The 16,415-nt window shown below is 66.3% G+C and carries 20 protein-coding genes and 2 pseudogenes; 8 read left to right on the forward strand and 14 right to left on the reverse strand.

The features are described 5' to 3' along the window. Positions 1 to 9: 9 nt before the first annotated feature. Positions 10 to 765: a FadR/GntR family transcriptional regulator gene (locus tag DMB80_RS18185; RefSeq protein ID WP_240431258.1), complete on the reverse strand. Its 756-nt coding sequence runs from the start codon at positions 763 to 765 to the stop codon at positions 10 to 12. Between the two features lie 105 nt (positions 766 to 870). On the opposite strand from DMB80_RS18185, the gene DMB80_RS18190 reads away from it, so the two are divergent. From DMB80_RS18190 to DMB80_RS18200, 3 genes are read left to right on the forward strand one after another with little or no spacing between them, the layout of a single operon-like run. Continuing rightward, positions 871 to 1,776: a proline iminopeptidase-family hydrolase gene (locus DMB80_RS18190; protein WP_111511135.1), complete on the forward strand. Its 906-nt coding sequence runs from the start codon at positions 871 to 873 to the stop codon at positions 1,774 to 1,776. Next, on the forward strand, positions 1,773 to 3,176 hold the full coding sequence (locus DMB80_RS18195; protein WP_111511136.1) for an APC family permease: 1,404 nt from the start codon (positions 1,773 to 1,775) through the stop codon (positions 3,174 to 3,176). The genes DMB80_RS18190 and DMB80_RS18195 overlap by 4 nt, the downstream gene beginning before the upstream one ends. 27 nt (positions 3,177 to 3,203) lie before the next feature. Continuing rightward, entirely contained in the window at positions 3,204 to 3,794 is a 591-nt protein-coding gene (locus tag DMB80_RS18200) for a tRNA-specific adenosine deaminase (protein WP_111511137.1), read from the forward strand. Here DMB80_RS18200 and DMB80_RS18205 read toward each other — a convergent pair. Genes DMB80_RS18205 through DMB80_RS18220 form a run of 4 tightly spaced genes read right to left on the reverse strand, consistent with a single transcriptional unit; the run spans position 3,791 to position 7,178 of the window. After that, positions 3,791 to 4,690, reverse strand: a complete 900-nt coding sequence (locus DMB80_RS18205) for a haloalkane dehalogenase (protein ID WP_111511138.1) — start codon at positions 4,688 to 4,690, stop codon at positions 3,791 to 3,793. The two genes, DMB80_RS18200 and DMB80_RS18205, sit on opposite strands and share 4 nt — an antisense overlap. Positions 4,691 to 4,693: 3 nt before the next feature. Further along, a complete protein-coding gene (locus DMB80_RS18210; protein WP_111511139.1) occupies positions 4,694 to 5,902 on the reverse strand; it encodes a winged helix-turn-helix domain-containing protein in 1,209 nt (402 codons plus the stop codon). Further along, positions 5,899 to 6,378: a dihydrofolate reductase gene (locus tag DMB80_RS18215; protein ID WP_111511140.1), complete on the reverse strand. Its 480-nt coding sequence runs from the start codon at positions 6,376 to 6,378 to the stop codon at positions 5,899 to 5,901. The genes DMB80_RS18210 and DMB80_RS18215 overlap by 4 nt, the downstream gene beginning before the upstream one ends. Then, positions 6,378 to 7,178, reverse strand: a complete 801-nt coding sequence (locus DMB80_RS18220) for a thymidylate synthase (protein WP_111511141.1) — start codon at positions 7,176 to 7,178, stop codon at positions 6,378 to 6,380. Before DMB80_RS18220 ends, DMB80_RS18215 begins: the two co-directional genes overlap by 1 nt. Positions 7,179 to 7,221: 43 nt before the next feature. Between DMB80_RS18220 and DMB80_RS18225 the strand changes: the two genes are divergently transcribed. Further along, complete coding sequence (locus DMB80_RS18225; RefSeq protein ID WP_111511142.1) at positions 7,222 to 7,959, forward strand: dienelactone hydrolase family protein; 738 nt, start codon at positions 7,222 to 7,224, stop codon at positions 7,957 to 7,959. Positions 7,960 to 7,964: 5 nt separating this feature from the next. Next, complete coding sequence (locus DMB80_RS18230) at positions 7,965 to 8,885, forward strand: HpcH/HpaI aldolase/citrate lyase family protein (RefSeq protein WP_111511160.1); 921 nt, start codon at positions 7,965 to 7,967, stop codon at positions 8,883 to 8,885. A 10-nt stretch (positions 8,886 to 8,895) separates the two neighbouring features. On the opposite strand, the gene DMB80_RS18235 is transcribed toward DMB80_RS18230, so the two are convergent. Continuing rightward, a complete protein-coding gene (locus tag DMB80_RS18235) occupies positions 8,896 to 9,354 on the reverse strand; it encodes a hypothetical protein (protein ID WP_111511143.1) in 459 nt (152 codons plus the stop codon). 205 nt (positions 9,355 to 9,559) lie between these two features. Here DMB80_RS18235 and DMB80_RS18240 point away from each other — a divergent pair, with 205 nt between their 5' ends. The 3 genes from DMB80_RS18240 to DMB80_RS18255 all read left to right on the forward strand — a co-directional run bounded on the left by DMB80_RS18240 (position 9,560) and on the right by DMB80_RS18255 (position 12,358). Then, positions 9,560 to 10,786 (forward strand): hypothetical protein, encoded by a 1,227-nt coding sequence (locus DMB80_RS18240; protein WP_111511144.1) that lies wholly within the window; start codon positions 9,560 to 9,562, stop codon positions 10,784 to 10,786. A 545-nt stretch (positions 10,787 to 11,331) separates the two neighbouring features. Next, positions 11,332 to 12,063 (forward strand): three-Cys-motif partner protein TcmP, encoded by a 732-nt coding sequence (gene tcmP, locus DMB80_RS18250; RefSeq protein WP_162938602.1) that lies wholly within the window; start codon positions 11,332 to 11,334, stop codon positions 12,061 to 12,063. Positions 12,064 to 12,109: 46 nt separating this feature from the next. Further along, positions 12,110 to 12,358, forward strand: a complete 249-nt coding sequence (locus DMB80_RS18255) for a hypothetical protein (protein WP_111511147.1) — start codon at positions 12,110 to 12,112, stop codon at positions 12,356 to 12,358. Here DMB80_RS18255 and DMB80_RS18260 read toward each other — a convergent pair. The 8 genes and pseudogenes from DMB80_RS18260 to dapB form a co-directional block, all read right to left on the reverse strand. Then, entirely contained in the window at positions 12,355 to 13,101 is a 747-nt protein-coding gene (locus DMB80_RS18260) for a DUF5131 family protein (protein WP_111511148.1), read from the reverse strand. The two genes, DMB80_RS18255 and DMB80_RS18260, sit on opposite strands and share 4 nt — an antisense overlap. 103 nt (positions 13,102 to 13,204) lie before the next feature. Continuing rightward, positions 13,205 to 13,663 carry a flavodoxin family protein gene (locus DMB80_RS18265; RefSeq protein ID WP_240431260.1) on the reverse strand — a complete coding sequence of 153 codons (459 nt, stop codon included), beginning with the start codon at positions 13,661 to 13,663 and terminating at the stop codon, positions 13,205 to 13,207. Further along, positions 13,663 to 13,863 carry a hypothetical protein gene (locus tag DMB80_RS18270; protein ID WP_111511149.1) on the reverse strand — a complete coding sequence of 67 codons (201 nt, stop codon included), beginning with the start codon at positions 13,861 to 13,863 and terminating at the stop codon, positions 13,663 to 13,665. Before DMB80_RS18270 ends, DMB80_RS18265 begins: the two co-directional genes overlap by 1 nt. A 179-nt stretch (positions 13,864 to 14,042) precedes the next feature. Continuing rightward, positions 14,043 to 14,255, reverse strand: a pseudogene (locus DMB80_RS18275) (flavodoxin family protein); the annotation flags it as partial. After that, positions 14,255 to 14,686, reverse strand: a complete 432-nt coding sequence (locus DMB80_RS18280; protein WP_162938603.1) for a hypothetical protein — start codon at positions 14,684 to 14,686, stop codon at positions 14,255 to 14,257. The pseudogene DMB80_RS18275 and the gene DMB80_RS18280, both read right to left, overlap by 1 nt. A gap of 88 nt (positions 14,687 to 14,774) precedes the next feature. After that, positions 14,775 to 14,939, reverse strand: a pseudogene (locus tag DMB80_RS28415) (flavodoxin family protein); the annotation flags it as partial. 61 nt (positions 14,940 to 15,000) lie between these two features. After that, positions 15,001 to 15,468: a hypothetical protein gene (locus tag DMB80_RS18290; RefSeq protein WP_073683738.1), complete on the reverse strand. Its 468-nt coding sequence runs from the start codon at positions 15,466 to 15,468 to the stop codon at positions 15,001 to 15,003. Next, positions 15,465 to 16,202, reverse strand: coding sequence for a 4-hydroxy-tetrahydrodipicolinate reductase (dapB, locus tag DMB80_RS18295; RefSeq protein ID WP_111511153.1), 738 nt, complete (start codon positions 16,200 to 16,202; stop codon positions 15,465 to 15,467). Before dapB ends, DMB80_RS18290 begins: the two co-directional genes overlap by 4 nt. Positions 16,203 to 16,415: the final 213 nt, after the last annotated feature.

Genomic DNA, 16,415 nt, shown 5'->3' on the forward strand with positions numbered 1-16,415 from the left:
TAGCTGCTCTCACTCGGTGAGCACGCCGGCGCGGCGCATCGCGGTCGTGATGTGGCCGAAGTCGATCGTGCCGTGCGCGCGGGCCAGCGCGTCGGCGTCGTCGGCGCGGCCCTCGGTGATCGCGGCGACGATGAGTTCGTGCTCGCGCAGGGCCCGCTCCTCGACGGCGCGCATGGTGTCGGGTTCGCCCCACAGGTGCGCGGGCGCCCCGATGCTCACCCGGGCCTTGAGGTCGTTGAGCACGCCGGCCAGCACCTCGTTGTGCGCGGCGTCGGAGATGGCCGCATGCAGCCGGCTGTCCGCCTGTTGGGCTTCCAAACCCGTCTGGGCGGTGCGGTACTCCTCGAGTCGCCGTGTCAGGACTGCGATGTCGGCGTCGGTGCGGGCCTCGGCAGCTGCCCGGCACACCGCCCCCTGCAGGCGGCACACGGCGTCGCAGTGCACACGCAGATCGTCGAGTCGGCCGGTCAGCGTGCGCCCGACGGCTTCGGTGGACGACTCGGGCCACTGCTGGCGGACGAACGATCCCCCGCCCCGGCCTCGGCGCGTCTCGAGCAGCCCGCGATCGACCAGCCGCGCGAGCGCCGCACGCACCGTCATCCGCCCGGCGCCCAGGTATGCCGCCAGGTCACGCTCGCCGGGAAGCCGCGCGCCGGGCAGGTATTCGCCGATCGCGATCGCGGTGACCAGCCGATCGGTCACTTCGTCGACGCGCGTCGACGAGTCCAGTTGTCGGTGCAGCACGCCGGACGGCGCCTCACCCACGGGTGATCCGTTGTGCCCCATCAGCGGAATCCCCTTCTCGTCACCGACATGTTAATTCGTTTGATTGGTCTTGCGGCAAGACCTTTAGAAGTTCATGCTGATGCGATGCAGCGCGACACCCGTCTGATTCCCTTCCGCGACCATCAGACCTGGGTTCAGATCACCACGCCGGACACCGTGACACCCGGAGCGCTGCCGCTGTTCGTCCTGCACGGCGGACCGGGCATGGCGCACAACTACGTGGCCAACATCGCCGAGCTCGCCGACGAGACAGGCCGGGTGGTGATCCACTACGACCAGGTGGGGTGCGGCCAGTCCACCCATCTGCCGGACGCGCCCGTCGATTTCTGGACCCCGGCGTTGTTCGTCGACGAATTCCACACGGTGCAAAGCACACTCGGGATCGACAGCTACCACCTGCTCGGCCAGTCGTGGGGCGGCATGCTCGGCGCCGAGATCGCGGTACGCCGCCCCGCCGGTCTCGCCTCACTCTCGATCTGCAATTCGCCTGCATCGATGGAACTCTGGGTGCAGGGCGCTGCCGAACTACGGGCACAACTGCCACCGCAGACCCAGGACGCTCTCGACCGGCACGAGGCGGCCGGCACCGTCACCGACCCGGAGTACCTGGCCGCGACGATGGAGTTCTATCGCCGCCACGTGTGCCGGACCGATCCGTTCCCCCAGGACTTCCTCGACTCCGAGGCGCAGATGGAAGCCGAACCGACGGTCTATCACACGATGAACGGGCCCAACGAATTTCACGTCGTGGGCAGCCTGCGGAACTGGACGATCATCGACCGCCTGCCCGACATCGAGGCGCCGACCCTGGTGGTCGCCGGGGAATTCGACGAAGCCACACCCGCCACCTGGCAGCCCTACGTCGATCGCATCCCCGACGCGCGCGGTCATGTCTTCGCCGAATGCAGCCACTGCAGCCATCTGGAGAAACCCGAGGAGTTCCGCGCCGTGATCGCGGCCTTCCTCGCCGACCACGAGGACACCCCATGACCGACACTGAACCCGCCGCCCAGCGCACGCTGGAGTCCTTCGGCTACAAGCAGGAACTGCACCGCTCGGTGTCGACGTTCGACCTGCTGGTCTACGGGCTGGTGTTCATGGTGCCGATCGCGCCGTGGGCGATCTTCGGCACCGTCTACAACAGCTCGTCCGGCATGGTGCCCCTGGTCTATGCGATCGGGTTGGTCGCGATGATCTTCACCGCGATCGCGTACGCGCAGATGGCCAAGTCGTTCCCGCTGGCCGGGTCGGTGTTCTCCTACGTCGGTCGCGGAATACATCCCGGTGCAGGGTTTTTCGCGGGCTGGGCGATGCTGCTGGATTACCTGCTGGTGCCGACGCTGCTCTACGTGTTCGCCGCGGAGTCGATGATCGGGCTGTTCCCCGATACCCCGCGGTGGATGTGGGCGATCCTGTTCGTGCTCGTCAACACCGCGATCAACCTGCTGGGCGTCGATTCGCTGAAGATGGCCAACCGGGTGTTCCTCGCGATCGAGCTGGTGTTCGTGGTGGTGTTCGTGGTGATCGCCGTGCGTGCGATCAGCGGCGGCAGCCTGCCCGACGTCGGATGGAGTACGAGCCCGATCTGGAATCCGGAGACCGTGAGCGCGCCGCTACTGGCTGCCGCGCTCTCGATCGCGGTGTTGAGCTTCCTGGGTTTCGACGGCATTTCGACACTGGCCGAGGAATCCACGGGCACCCGTAATCCGGCCGGCAAGGCCATGGTCGGGGCGCTGTTCATCGTGGCTTTTCTGTTCATCGTGCAGACGTGGCTGGCGAGCCTGCTCGCCGGCGGCCGTGAAGCGTTTCCCGACGACGAGGTCGGCAACGCGTTCTTCAATCTGGTGCAGGCGGCGTCGTCCACCGGCTGGATGAACGCGTTCTTCGTCGTCAACGTGCTCGCCGTCGGGTTCGCCAACGCGATGGCCGCACAGGCCGCGACCAGCCGGCTGCTGTTCTCGATGAGCCGCGACCGTCAACTCCCCCACTTCCTGTCGAAGATCAGCTCGCGTCAGGTGCCGATCGCAGCGATCCTCACGGTCAGTGCGTTGTCGATCGTGCTGGTGCTGTTCTTCGTCGGCCAGATCGGTCTGATCTCCTCGCTGGTCAACTTCGGCGCCCTCTTCGCGTTCTGCCTGCTGCACATCTCCGTGGCCTGGTACTACCTGGGCCGCAAGAAGTCGAAGAACTACCTGCTGCATCTCGTGGTGCCGGCGCTGGGTTTCGTGATCATCGCCTACGTGCTGATCAATGCCGACTCACTGGCCAAGATCGGCGGCATCGTGTGGCTGGCGATCGGCACGGTCGTCTACGTGGTGAACAGGGTGCGCGGCGTCAGCGCGGGACCGTCGGCCGATCACGCGGTCGAAACGGCCGAACCGACGCGCTGACCTGACCTCGCGGCGTTAGGGTTTTTCATGCCCGACTCCGCCACGATCGCCTCACGCCTGCTCGACGTCATCGACTCCGACATCCTCGCGCTGACCGAGCGCGGAGTGGCCGGCGGCAACAAGATCTTCGGAGCCGCGCTGCTGAACAAGTCGGACCTGTCGCTGGTGATCGCGGGTACCAACGACGAGACTCGTAACCCGTTGTGGCACGGCGAGATCAACACGCTGCGGCAGTTCTACGAGCGATCCGACCGGCCTTCGACGACGGACCTGATCTTCCTCACCACGCATGAACCGTGCACGCTGTGCATGTCTGCGATCACGTGGGCGGGCTTCGACAACTACTACTATTTCTACAGCCACGAGGATTCCCGCGACAGCTTTGCGATCCCCCACGATCTCGCGATCCTCAAGGAGGTGTTCGGCCTGGACCCCGGCGGCTACCGCCGCACCAACGCATTCTGGACCGCGTATTCCATCTCGGACCTGATTGACGCTGAAGCCGAGCCGCTGCGCTCGGAGCTGCTGGCTCGACGGGAGAGTATCCGCGCCCGCTACGACTCGCTGTCGTTGCAGTATCAGGAATCCAAGAGCGACAACGACATTCCGCTCGCCTAACCCATGGGATTCGAGGTGACGAAGTCGACGACGACCGTCGCCAGCTCGGGCCCCTTGTCCTCCTGCAGGAAATGCCCGCCGCCGGCGATGGTCACCTCGGGCTGGCCGTGCGCCCCCGGGATGAGCTTCCGCAGCGGGGCATCCCCACCTTTGGTGATCGGGTCGGAGTCGGAGAAGGCGCACAGGAAAGGCTTCTCGAACCGTCGCAACTCCTCCCAGGCCGCCCGGTTCGCGGGCGCCGCCGGATCGTCCGGGCTCGTCGGCACGAGCGTCGGGAACTGTCTCGCCCCGGCCTTGAACGAGTCGTCGGGGAACGGGGCGTCGTAGGCGGCGATGACGTCGGGTGGCAGCGTCGACACGCATCCGCCGGCGATGATTCCTCCGACCTGGAAGTCAGGGGTCTCCTGGCTGAATCGCTGCCACGCGAGGAACGCCTCGCCGGGATGGTGATCACCGGTGGGCAATGCGGTGTTGGCGGCCACCACCCGGGCGAAACGGTCGGGGTGCTCGCCGACGAGGCGCAGTCCGATGAGCCCGCCCCAGTCCTGGCAGACCAGCGTGATGTCGGTCAGGCCGATCGCCTCGATCGCGCCCCATGTCCAGTCGACGTGCGCCTGATAGGTGTAGTCCTCGCGCCGGCTCGGCTTGTCACTGCGGCCGAAGCCGACCAGATCGATGGCGACGGCACGCAGTCCGGCACCGGTGACGACCGGGATCATCCGGCGGTACAGGTAGCTCCACGACGGTTCTCCGTGTAGGAGCAGCACCACCTCGGCGTCGTCAGGACCCTCGTCGAGATAGTGCACTCGCAGGCCGTCTACGTCCACGTAGTGCGGCGCGAACGGGAAATCGGGCAGATCGGCGAAGCGCTGGTCGGGGGTACGGAGAACGTCCATGCCTCAGTGAAGCAAGGCTTTGCGCAGCTGCGGGACCAAATCGCCGCGCTCGCCCACGACGACATCGGCGAGCCCCAGCCAGCCGGCCATCTGCTGCAGCTGTGCGGCGAGTTCGGCGGCCACACGCGCCTGGTCATGGCCGTCCTCGGTGAACGCGCCGAGCACGTGCAGAGCACCGGCGACCCGATCGGCCTTCAGGTCCACCCGCCCGACGAGCCGCCCGTCGAGCAGGAAAGGCCATACGTAGTAACCGAACTGCCGCTTCGGAGCGGGGGTGTAGATCTCGATGCGGTAGTGGAACCCGAACAGCCGCTCGACGCGGGGCCGGAAGAAGATCAGCGGATCGAACGGGCACAGCAGTGCCGTACCGCGGTCGCGCCGCGGCACGATCTGATCGGCGCGCAGATAGGCCGGCGCTGCCCACCCCTCGACCTCGACGGGCTCCAGTTCGCCGTCGGCGACCAGCGCGGCGATCGCCGGCTTGACCTGCCGGGCGCTGAGCCGGAAGTAGTCCCGGATGTCGGCCTCGGTGGCGATGCCCAGCGCGGTCGCCGCGCGCAGCGCGAGCTCGCGCACCGCGTCCGGCTCGTCCACCTGCCGGGCCACCACGTCGGACGGCAGGACCCGTTCAGTCAGGTCGTAGTGCCGGGCGAATCCGATGCGCGTCGCGGTGGTCAGCACGCCGGACGCCCACAGCGCTTCGGCCACCCATTTGGTGTCGCTGCGATCCCACCACGGGCCTTTGCGGCCCCTGGGCTCGGATTCCAGGTGGGCCTCGATCTGTCCCGCGGTGGCAGGTCCGAGCTCGGTGATCGCGGCCACGATGTCCTCGGCGAGCTTGCCGTTGCGCTTGACGATGTCCCTGCCCCAACGGCCGTGCTCGTACTCGGCCATCCGCCAGCGCATGAGCGGCCAGTCGTCGACGGCCATCAGCGCGGCCTCGTGGGCCCAGTACTCGACGAGCAGCCGCGGCGACCGGGCCGAATGGCTCCACGCGGCGCGGTCCAGCAGGTCCCGGTCGTAGGGTCCGAGGCGGCTGAACACCGGGGCATAGTGGGCCCGCACCGCCACCGAGACCGAGTCCAGCTGCAACACCTGGATGCGGGCGATCAGGCGCTTGAGGTGTGCGCGGGTGACCGCACCGGCCGGTTTAGCCTCACCGAACCCCTGTGCCGCGACGGCCACTCGGCGGGCCTGCGCAGCGGTGATCATGCCCGCAGATAGGTGCCGAACCGGTAGCGCAGGCCGGACGCGCTGTCCTGCCAGGCGCCCACCGTGCCCGCCCAGCGTTCGTCGAGGACCGGCGCCAGCGCGTCGTCGTCTTCCCGTCGCAGGTCGATGTCGATCTCGGTGACCTCGCACCGCGTCGCACGCGGAAGCGTCAGCCCGTAGACCTCGGACCCGCCGATCACCCACGCGTCCTCGAGCGCGATTCCGTCGAGCTCCGTGCACGTCTCTGCCCCGTCAGCCACGTAGTCAGCATGCCGGGTGAGTACGACATTTCTTCGCCCCGGCAGGGGCCGAAACCTGGCGGGCAGCGATTCCCAGGTCCGGCGACCCATGATCACCGTCTGACCCATGGTCAGCTCCTTGAAGCGGGCCATGTCCTCGGGCACCTGCCACGGAATCCCGTTGTCGCGGCCGATCACCCCGGAGCTGGACTGCGCCCAGATCAGATTCAGGCCCACTAGACGGCCACCGGCGCTTTGATCGCCGGGTGCGGATCGTAGTTTCTGACGACCACGTCCTCGTAGGTGTAGTCGAAGATCGAATCGCGTTGCGCCAGAACGAGTTCAGGATACGGCCGCGGGTCGCGTGAGAGCTGTTCGGTGACCTGCTCGACGTGGTTGTCGTAGATGTGGCAGTCCCCGCCGGTCCAGACGAAGTCGCCCACGGCCAGACCGGCCTGTGCCGCCATCATGTGGGTCAGCAGCGCATAGCTGGCGATGTTGAACGGCACGCCGAGGAACAGATCGGCACTGCGCTGGTAGAGCTGGCAGCTCAGCCTGCCGTCGGCGACGTAGAACTGGAAGAACGCGTGGCACGGCGGCAGCGCCATCTGCGGGATCTCGCCGACGTTCCACGCCGAGACGATGTTGCGGCGGCTGTCGGGGTCGCGCTTGAGCAACTCCAGGGCCGCGCTGATCTGGTCGATGTGCTCCCCCGACGGCGTCGGCCAAGACCGCCACTGGACGCCGTAGACGGGGCCGAGATCGCCTGTCGGCGAGGCCCATTCGTCCCAGATGGTGACACCGTGCTCTTGCAGCCAACGCACGTTGGAATCGCCGCGCAGGAACCACAGCAATTCGTAGACGATCGACTTGGTGTGCACCTTCTTGGTGGTGATCAGCGGGAACCCGGCACTCAGGTCGTACCGCAGCTGGTGGCCGAACACGCTGCGGGTGCCGGTGCCGGTGCGGTCCGATTTCGCGGTTCCGTGGTCGCGCACCAGACGCAGGAGGTCCTCGTACGGAGTGGGGATCGGCACGCGCCATAGCTTACGGGCCGCGGTCGGGAGTAGAACGGAACCCATGCCGAGGATCACCGACACTGTCACCACTGCTGACGGCTCCTGCCCGATCAGCCTGCACACCCCCGGCGGGGACGGCCCGTGGCCGGGCATCGTCATGTACCCCGACGCCGGTGGCACCCGGCCGACCTTCCGCGCGATGGCCGACAAGCTGGCCGAACACGGCTATGCGGTGCTGGTCCCCGACGTGTACTACCGCGACGGGGACTGGGCGCCGTTCACGATGGCGACCGTGTTCGAGGACGAGGCCGAACGCACCCGGCTGTTCGCGATGATGGGCAAGGTCACGCCGGAGGTGATGGCCGCCGACGCCCGGGCGTTCTTCGACTATCTGGCCGCACGGCCGGAGGTGCGGGGCGACGCGTTCGGTACGACGGGCTACTGCATGGGTGGGCGGACGTCGCTGACGGTGGCCGGCCTGGTGCCCGAGCGGGTGGCCGCAGCGATGTCCTTCCACGGTGGCGGTCTGGTCACCGACGAGCCGAACAGCCCACACCACCTCGCCGACCGGATGCGGGCAGCGGTGTACGTCGGTGCGGCCAAGAACGACCGGTCGTTCACGGTTGACGACGGCGAAGCCCTGGACAAGGCGCTCACCGCGGCCGGGATCGAGCACACCGTGGAGTTCTACGACGCGTTCCACGGCTTCGCCGTTCCGGACAACGGGCCCTACGACGAGCCGGCGGCGCGGCGACACTGGGAGGCGATGCAGTCGTTCTTCGGCGCTCACCTAGGGTGAGCGGCGTGTATGACCAGACCTTCAGCGAATCGGAGTCCGGCGAGCACGGTTTCCGGATAGATCCGGTGCTGGCACGCAGCTGGCTGCTCGTCAACGGCGCGCAGTACGAGCGGTTTGCGCCTGCGGAGCAATCGCGGGCCGACATCGTGGTGCTCGACATCGAAGACGCCGTCGCGCCGAAGGACAAGGCGAGCGCCCGCGACAACGTGATCCGCTGGCTGGCCGATGGGCACGACGACTGGGTGCGGGTGAACGGTTTCGGTACCGAGTGGTGGGCCGGTGATCTCGACATGCTCGCCGGCTCCTCGGTGGGCGGCGTGATGCTCGCGATGGTGGAGTCCGTCGACCATGTCACCGAGACCGCCAAGCGCCTGCCGAACGTGCCGATCGTCGCGCTCGTCGAAACAGCCCGCGGACTCGAGCGCATCACCGAGATCGCCTCGGCCAAGGGCACTTTCCGCCTGGCGTTCGGCATCGGCGACTTCCGCCGCGACACCGGATTCGGTGACAACCCGACCACGCTGGCCTATGCGCGCTCACGCTTCACGATCGCGGCCAAAGCTGCGCACCTGCCGGGAGCCATCGACGGGCCGACGGTCGGTTCGAGCGCCCTGCGGTTGAGCGAGGCGACCGCCGTCTCGGCTGAGTTCGGGATGACCGGCAAGATCTGCCTGACCCCGGATCAGTGCCCCACGGTCAACGAGGGGTTGTCCCCCTCGCTCGAGGAGATCAGCTGGGCCAAGGAGTTTCTCGTCGAATTCGAACGCGACGGCGGTGAGATCCGCAACGGCTCAGACCTCCCCAGGATGGCCCGCGCGAACAAGATCCTCGATCTGGCCCGCGCCTACGGTATCGAGCCCTCGGCATTCGACGACGTCGACGATCCGGTGCACATCCCGGCGCCGTCGGACACCTATCACTACTGACCGCGGCCTACTACTGAGATCTGCGGCGCTTGTTGAGGAATGACGCGAGCCCGCGCAGGATGCCGCGCGCTGCGTAGACGCCTGCGAGGATCGACAGCACGATCATCACGACGAACATCAGCACCCAATTGGTCCGTGAGTGGTCGACGTTCCACCACACGATGGTGAAGAGCACCGCGCAGATGAACACGACGATGTCGCGCCAGTTGCCTTCGTAGGACGCGGCGAGCTGGCGAAGTTCCCGGTTCTTGTCGACGGCGCCGATCAGGTCGTCGATCCGGATGTCGATGACGCGCTGGAGTTCTGCTCGCCGCTCCACCTGCTCGGCGGGGATTCGATCGAGCAGGTCCATGTCCTTGACGATCAACGCGCGGATGTCCGGCGGTCGCAGGTTACCGGCGGCGACGCCGAGCAGGGCGCCCCCGGCGATCGGGGCGCCGGCGAGTGCGATCTCGGCGATACCAGGCATGATGCTCCTCTCCCAACGGGCGCAGCATACCGACGGTCACTCCATCAGCGAAGCAGCGACTGTTGCGCCGAACCGAGCGAAGGCAGCAAGCAGGGAGCCGGTGTCAGCAATTGTCTAGACCTTTGGGCAAATACACCGGCATGCGGTGGCCGAGCGGTACCGTGCGGCTAGTTCAACCGTCGTCGCGGGATAGGATGCCAGCTGCATGACCATCGGCCGACTCGCGGGCGTGCCGCTGCAAGGCACTGTTCCGGCAAGCGGGGCCGTGTTCCGCCTCCACCAGACACCTCGCTCCTTGCCTCGGCCGCTTGAGCCGGTCGAGATTGACGGATGGACAACCAGGCTGGCTGAGGATCGGAACTTCGTCGTCGTCTCTGGAGGGGACGAAAGCCACATCGAATGTGTCCGGGCTGAAGCGTTGATCAGAGCCAACATTGCGCTGGACTACTTGTCTGCGACAGGCGTTGTCGACGTGGCCATTTCGGACGCGGACGACCAGACGATCGTGTGGGCGGTGGACGGCTCAGAGGTCACCATGCGCGTGATCACGACGAATTCGATTTCCCTACCCTCCATTCTTGTGGCGGCTAGCGTGACTGACGCCGATGGGGAAGTCGTCCCGCCGCCTCTACCGCCGACACCCGTCGTGGTCGACTCAATGCGGTTTCTGCGTATGTCGCGGACCACTGAGGTGTTGTTCGACGCCTATCGGTACGCATTCCTGGCGCTGGAATCGCTTCTGCACGAAGTCCATCCCCAGACGCGCGGCGGTGAAGGGATCTGGTTACAGGACGCCCTGCGGGCCGCCGATCCATTAGTCCCGGTTGCGCGGTTAGCCCCTCCGGGCGAGGCCGCGCCCGTAAGCTGGTTTTACACAAACGTTTACCAGGACCTGCGTTCCGGCCTAATGCACGCCAAACGCAACTATCACCTGCCCGGCGACGAAGCCCGCCGCACCGAGATCGCACGATCTCTCGGTTCCGTTACCTCGTACTACCTCGACCTGCTTCGGGAAGTGCATGGCGTTGAAAGTGGCGGCGGACAGTGGGCTGATTCAGTGTGGAGCTTGTTGAGCGAAGGAGTCCTCGCGCAACTTCGTCCTGCGGTCAGCACTAACACGGTCCCTATTTCGATATCAGACGACCGAACATTCACGCCTGGAGGGGGCGGCATCATCGAGTTGCCGATGTCTGGCGGTGTCCAAAAGCCCGCGCCGGAGCTGTCATACATCCTCGGGTCAATCGACGGCGAGGCTGTGCGCGCAGTCGGACCCCTAGGGCGCATCGGTGCCATCATGGGCGCGGACACTCCCGGCGCGTACTCCGATATGCCGTTCGGGCTCGAGGTAGGCACGGCGGTGACACGGTTCGAAGTTCTCGTCGGTATGCGCAACGCCCGACCGGGCCGGGTCCGCACACACTTCACGATGTAGCACCACCTGTTCACGCGTCAGCTCTATGATGCGCAGCCGTGGGCTAATCCGCAATCAGGCCCGAAGTCAGCAAACATTGGGACCCGCAACGTATTTGAGCGCTGCGTCTACCCTCCGAAGGGCGGGTGAGTTCGCCCTGCCCCGTCCGCCCCTAATCCTGCGTGCCGTCCTCAGGCAAGATTGCCGTCGTGGTTACTAGCGCCGACACGGCGAAGGCAACGAAGCGGGTCTGCTTGGCGCGCCGACCGAAGTCGGCCTCAATCTGGTAATCGAAGACCGGCCCGGCAGCCGCCACTGTCCCCACAACGTGGTGCTGATGGCCAGCGCCATGCAGCTGGCCGCCCCATCCGCCACCTGGGTCAGCGCACAGGCGGCCAATCTCCAACGACCCGATGGTCGGCTGAACGCCCGGGCGCGGCGGCTTAGGGGCGGGCCTGATCACACTCGACGGCGAGTCTCGCCCTCGAACGCATGTCCGATGTGCTGTCATGGTACCTTCGGGCCTCTGCGGTTGAGCGCCCGACCTGATCGTTGGAGGACTGCGAGTGGCCGCTCGCGGATGGGGACCGTGGACCCAGATCAAGCTGGACGCGCTTGAGGATTACCTCAGCGCGTTCACCAAGGCGTCGCAGTCCGCGCGGAACACCGTGTACCTCGATCTGTTCGCCGGGGCCTTCTCCAACAAGGACCGGCTGACCGGCGCGCCCATCATGGGTTCGCCCTATCGCGCCCTCAGCGTCACACCGCCGTTCAGCAAGGTGTACGGCTTCGAACTCCAGGAGCGAACGGCCAGGGAACTGGAGGCGAAATTGCGTGCGGAGTTCCCCGACCGCGACATCGCCGTCACGCCCGGCGACTGCAACGTCAGCGCGCCCGAGGTCCTACGAGGCATGGACGTCTACTGGCGCAGGAGGCCGACGTTCGCGATGATCGACCAGTTCATGGCGGAGGTGCACTGGGACACCATCCAAACCCTCGCGAACCACCGCCTGCGGTCTGCGCCGAACCGGCCGCTGCGTAAGTCCGAGCTGTGGCTTTACTTCGGCGATTCGTTCATCCCGCGCGGGCTGGGCTCGAAGACCCCCGGCGACGCCGAAGCCATCGCCGAACGGGTGGACCGCATGTACGGCAACCCCCGTTGGCGCTACATCAAGCAGGCGCGCGACGACGGGCTGATCTCGGGGAAGACCCTCAAGGCCGAACTCGTCAACCTGATGCGTTGGCAACTCGAACACGAACTCAGCTACGCCGTCACGGTGCCTGGAATTCATCAATGAACGCGGCGGAGGCCTCTACACCGTCATCTTCGCGACCGATCACCCCGTGGGCGAACGGATCATGCGGCACATCTTCAAGGCGTCGACCGGGGCGCTCGACCGCATGGTGAAGCTGCGGAGGGCGCGCGACGTGTTGGCCCGCGAGGAGGCGGTGGGCGCAGCCACGGGCCAGGATGGTCTGTTCGATCTCACACCGGATGAGGCGATCGGCAACGCCGAGCCCACGACCGAGATAGAGCTACTGGGACCGCCTCAGCCGCCGGAGTTCTACGGCTACGAAGACGCCGGTCACTAGACCACCGCCGAGGTTGGCATCTCGTCCCAGTGACGGCCATCGAGTTCGCGGCCCAACGCTTTTGGCGTCCGGCCGCCCCACTGCTTGAAAAAGAACGCGACGTCCGCCGCCTGGCACGAATCACGTATTTCGCGAACCCAGTCGGCGTCGATGGACCTGTTATTGGGGCCGGATTCGCCACCGGCGATGACCCACTGGATGCCGTCGAGATTCAGCCCGGAGAGCGGTCCCAGCAGTGGCTCGCAAGACAAGAACCGCACGGCGGCTGGCACGGCGCGAAGGTGGTCAATGCGCGGCATCACGGCGGCGTTCTCGACGGACACCCCCATCCACATGTTGCTCGGCCAGTCCAGCTTGTCGGCCACGCGGCGGAGCCGAAGGCTGCGCTTTGTGAGCACCTGGTAGGTGTGCTGCGGGGTATCGCGGCACACGTCGAACACGTCGCGGATGAAGCCAAGTGGCACGCGCGCGTGGAACAGATCGCTCATCGAGTTGACGAACACCACACGCGGCGTCCGCCACCGCATGGGTTCATCGAGCGCCTGCGGGTGGATGGTGATGTCGAAGCCGGGGCCGGACGTCCTGGGGTCGCCGTCGTTCTGATACTTGGCCGAACCCATCGCCTTCAGGCGCTTGGCCAATGTCATCGCGTAGCAATGGTCACAACCTAAAGAGACCCGGTCGCACCCGGTGACGGGGTTCCAGGTGGCCTCGGTCCACTCGATAGCAGATCGGTCCGCCATTCACACCAGCCTCACTTTTAACTCGAACATGTGTTCGATACCTGTAGTCCCCGCAGCTTAACCCGACGTCACGACACGCCGCTCGGACCGTCACTACCCACCGTCATGACTCTTCCATCAATGTCGCCGCCACGGTGGCCCCGAGGTTCCAGCAAGCCTCGACGTCGGCCTTGGAGGGCTTGCCCGAGACCACGACGTGATCGGTCGCCTTGACCCAGCCGAGCCCGGCAGTGATCCCGTCGATGGCGCGCTCGGCCCCCTCGGCGCCCTCGTTGCCATGGAGCCACAGCCCGAACGGTCGGCCACGGGTTGAGTCGAGCAGTTGGTAGTACGACTGGTCGAACGCCAGCTTCAAGGCCCCGCTGACGTAGCCGAGGTTAACTGGCGAGCCCAGCAGGTACCCGTCAGCCTCCAGCATCTCGACGGGCGACACCGTGAGCGCCGGGCGGCGCACCACCTCCACGCCCTCGATGTGGGGATCGGTCGCGCCTGCCACGACCGCCTCGAACATCTCCTGGCAATGCGGGCTCGGCGTGTGGTGGACGATCAGTAATCGGGCCACTACGTGGTGGCCTTCACCTCGTCGGGTGCCTGCTCCCACGCCTGGGGCACGGTCAGCTTGCCGACGTGGTTGTCCACGTACCACCACGCGAACTTCGCGGGGTCCTTCGAGCCGTGGGTCTGCGCGTGGGCGTGAGCCGCGTGGTACGGCGCGGCGTTTAGATCGGGTTCATAGGGCACCCGGCGGAACGTATCGGTCATGGCGTCTTCTCCTTTGGTCGCTGACACCTGAGCAACGGTCTACCAGCGGAAATACGCTCTGGCTAGAAGGGGAGTCTCACACCAAATCGACCCTGTAGTTCAGCGACCGAGAAGCCGTAATAGGAATGGGCTTTTCACGCGACGCCGACCGTACTAAGAGAGTAATCGCCCGTTAAGCGTTTTAGAGCGCCCGAAAGGTAACCCAAATTGAGCGGAGTCCCGAACACATAGCCGTCAGCGGCCAGCATCTCAACCGGCGACACCGTCAGTGCCGGTCGGCGCAGGACCTCGACGCCGTCGATCTCGGGGTCAGTGGCCCCGGCCATGACCGCCTCCAACATCTCCTGATAGTGCGGCGACGGGGTGTAGTGAACGATGAGCAGGCGCGCCATTACTCCGGCCCGGCGATGGTTGACGTACTGCCGCTGCGCCGCAATCCGCGCAGGCCGACAAACAGCGTGGCCACAGCGGAAAATGCACCGACCAGCAGCGTCCCGATGGATACGACCTGATCCACGGTCAGTGCGTCCGATTTCGCGAAGCAGCTCGTGAACGGCGATTTCACTCCCTCGCCGACGCAGATCCAGTCGGCGGGGAGGTCCGACCGCGAAACCCCTGTCACGTCACCAACGAATCGGTACACCAGCGAATAACCGGGCGGCGCAAGATTGTCTGGTTGCCCCGCCGGTATCGCCGGGTCAGACCCACCGAAGGCCAGCACGGTGGTGACCACGCCTAGCGCCAACGTGGTGGCAGCGAAGACGGCAACCGGCATCTTCGGACGCCAGATCGCGCTCAGTACGCGGCGGGCGGTTTTTCTCATCTGGGCATTGTGAGGGATGTCCCCATGTGGTGCGCCTGCGCCATCCCCGTTATTGGTCTGCGACTAAAGGGGGGTAATGCACCGATAAGTGCTTGAGAGCGCCGGAGATGTAGCCGAGATTTGCCGGAGTCCCGAGGAGATAGCCGTCGGCCTCGAGCATCTCGACCGGCGATACCGTCAGCGCCGGTCGCCGGACGACGTCGACGCCTTCGATGTCGGGATCGGTCGCGCCGGCGACGACCGCCTCGAACATCTCGTGACAGTGCGGCGACGGCGTGTGGTGCACGATGAGCAGCGTCCTGCTCACTGCTTGCTCACTCGGAGGCCTCTTCCATCTGCACGGCCTTCTTCATGGTCTCGCGGGCGCGGCTGCGGTCGCCGGCGTAGTCGTAGGCGCGGGCCAACCGGTACCACCGCCGCCAGTCGTCGGGCTGCGCCTCGACTTCCTCTCTGACAGAGGCGAACAGCGCGTCGGCGGCGTCTCGTTGGATGCGGCCCGACGGCCGGCGGGGCAGGTCGCTGATGTCGAGTTCCATGCCCTGTTCGCGGGCGAGTCGGGCGAGCCGTTGATGCGCGAGACCCGCACGCAGAGTGGCGATCAGCGCCCAGGCACCGACGACGGGCAGGATCAGGATGGCCACGCCGAGGCCGATGGGGGCCGCTTCACCGGACTTGATCAGGATGACCGCGGCGCGGCCGAGCAGCACGAAATACACCACGAGCGCGACGCTCATGAAGCCGATGAGCAGCTGGGTGCGCAGTGCGCGACGGCCCTCGGTCATGTCAGGTCGAGCAGCGGTTCCAGACCGACGGTCAGGCCGGGATGGTCACCGATCTTGCGGACGGCCAGCAGCACGCCCGGAACGAACGAGGTGCGGTCGATGCTGTCGTGCCGGATGGTGAGCGTCTCCCCCTGCGTGCCGAAGAGGACCTCCTGGTGGGCGACCAGTCCGGCGAGGCGGATGGAATGCACCGGGATGCCGTCGACGTCCGCGCCGCGGGCACCGTCGAGCCCCGTGCTGGTGGCATCGGGGTTGGGCGGCATGCCTTTTCGCGCCTCGGCGATGAGTTGGGCGGTACGTGCCGCAGTGCCCGACGGCGCGTCGGCCTTGTGCGGATGGTGGAGTTCGATGACCTCGACGGATTCGAAGTACTTCGCGGCCTGCTGAGCGAAGTGCATCGACAGCACGGCGCCGATGGCGAAGTTGGGGGCGATCAGCACCGACACGCCGGGCTTGCCGTCGAGCCAGCCGCGGACCTGGTCGAGGCGCTCGTCGGTGAACCCGGTGGTGCCGACCACCGCGTGAATCCCGTTGTCGATGAGGAACTTCAGGTTGTCCATGACGACGCTGGGGTGGGTGAAGTCGATGACGACCTCGGTGTCGGTGTCGACGAGGGACGAGAGCGAATCCCCTGCGTCGACGCCCGTGGTGAACGTCAGGTCATCGGCAGCCTCGACGCCTGCCACCATCGCCGCACCGACCTTGCCCTTCGCGCCCAACACTCCGACTCGCATGCGCCGAGCCTAACCTGTCGACGATCGGCGCCTCCAACCTCACGAAACTCGTTGGCACCATGCGTCCGTGCCGTCACGCCGCGGCCCCTGTTGCCTCACGTCAAGATGCGCGCGTAGGGGTGGTCGTTGCCTCACGTGAGCGTGCGCGCTTGGTGATGGCCGGTTGGCCGTCGTTAGTGGGTTTGCTGGTAGCGAGGGTGAAAAGTTGGACGG

The organism is Mycobacterium kyogaense (assembly GCF_003254575.1).
In the GTDB taxonomy this organism is placed as follows: domain Bacteria; phylum Actinomycetota; class Actinomycetes; order Mycobacteriales; family Mycobacteriaceae; genus Mycobacterium; species Mycobacterium kyogaense.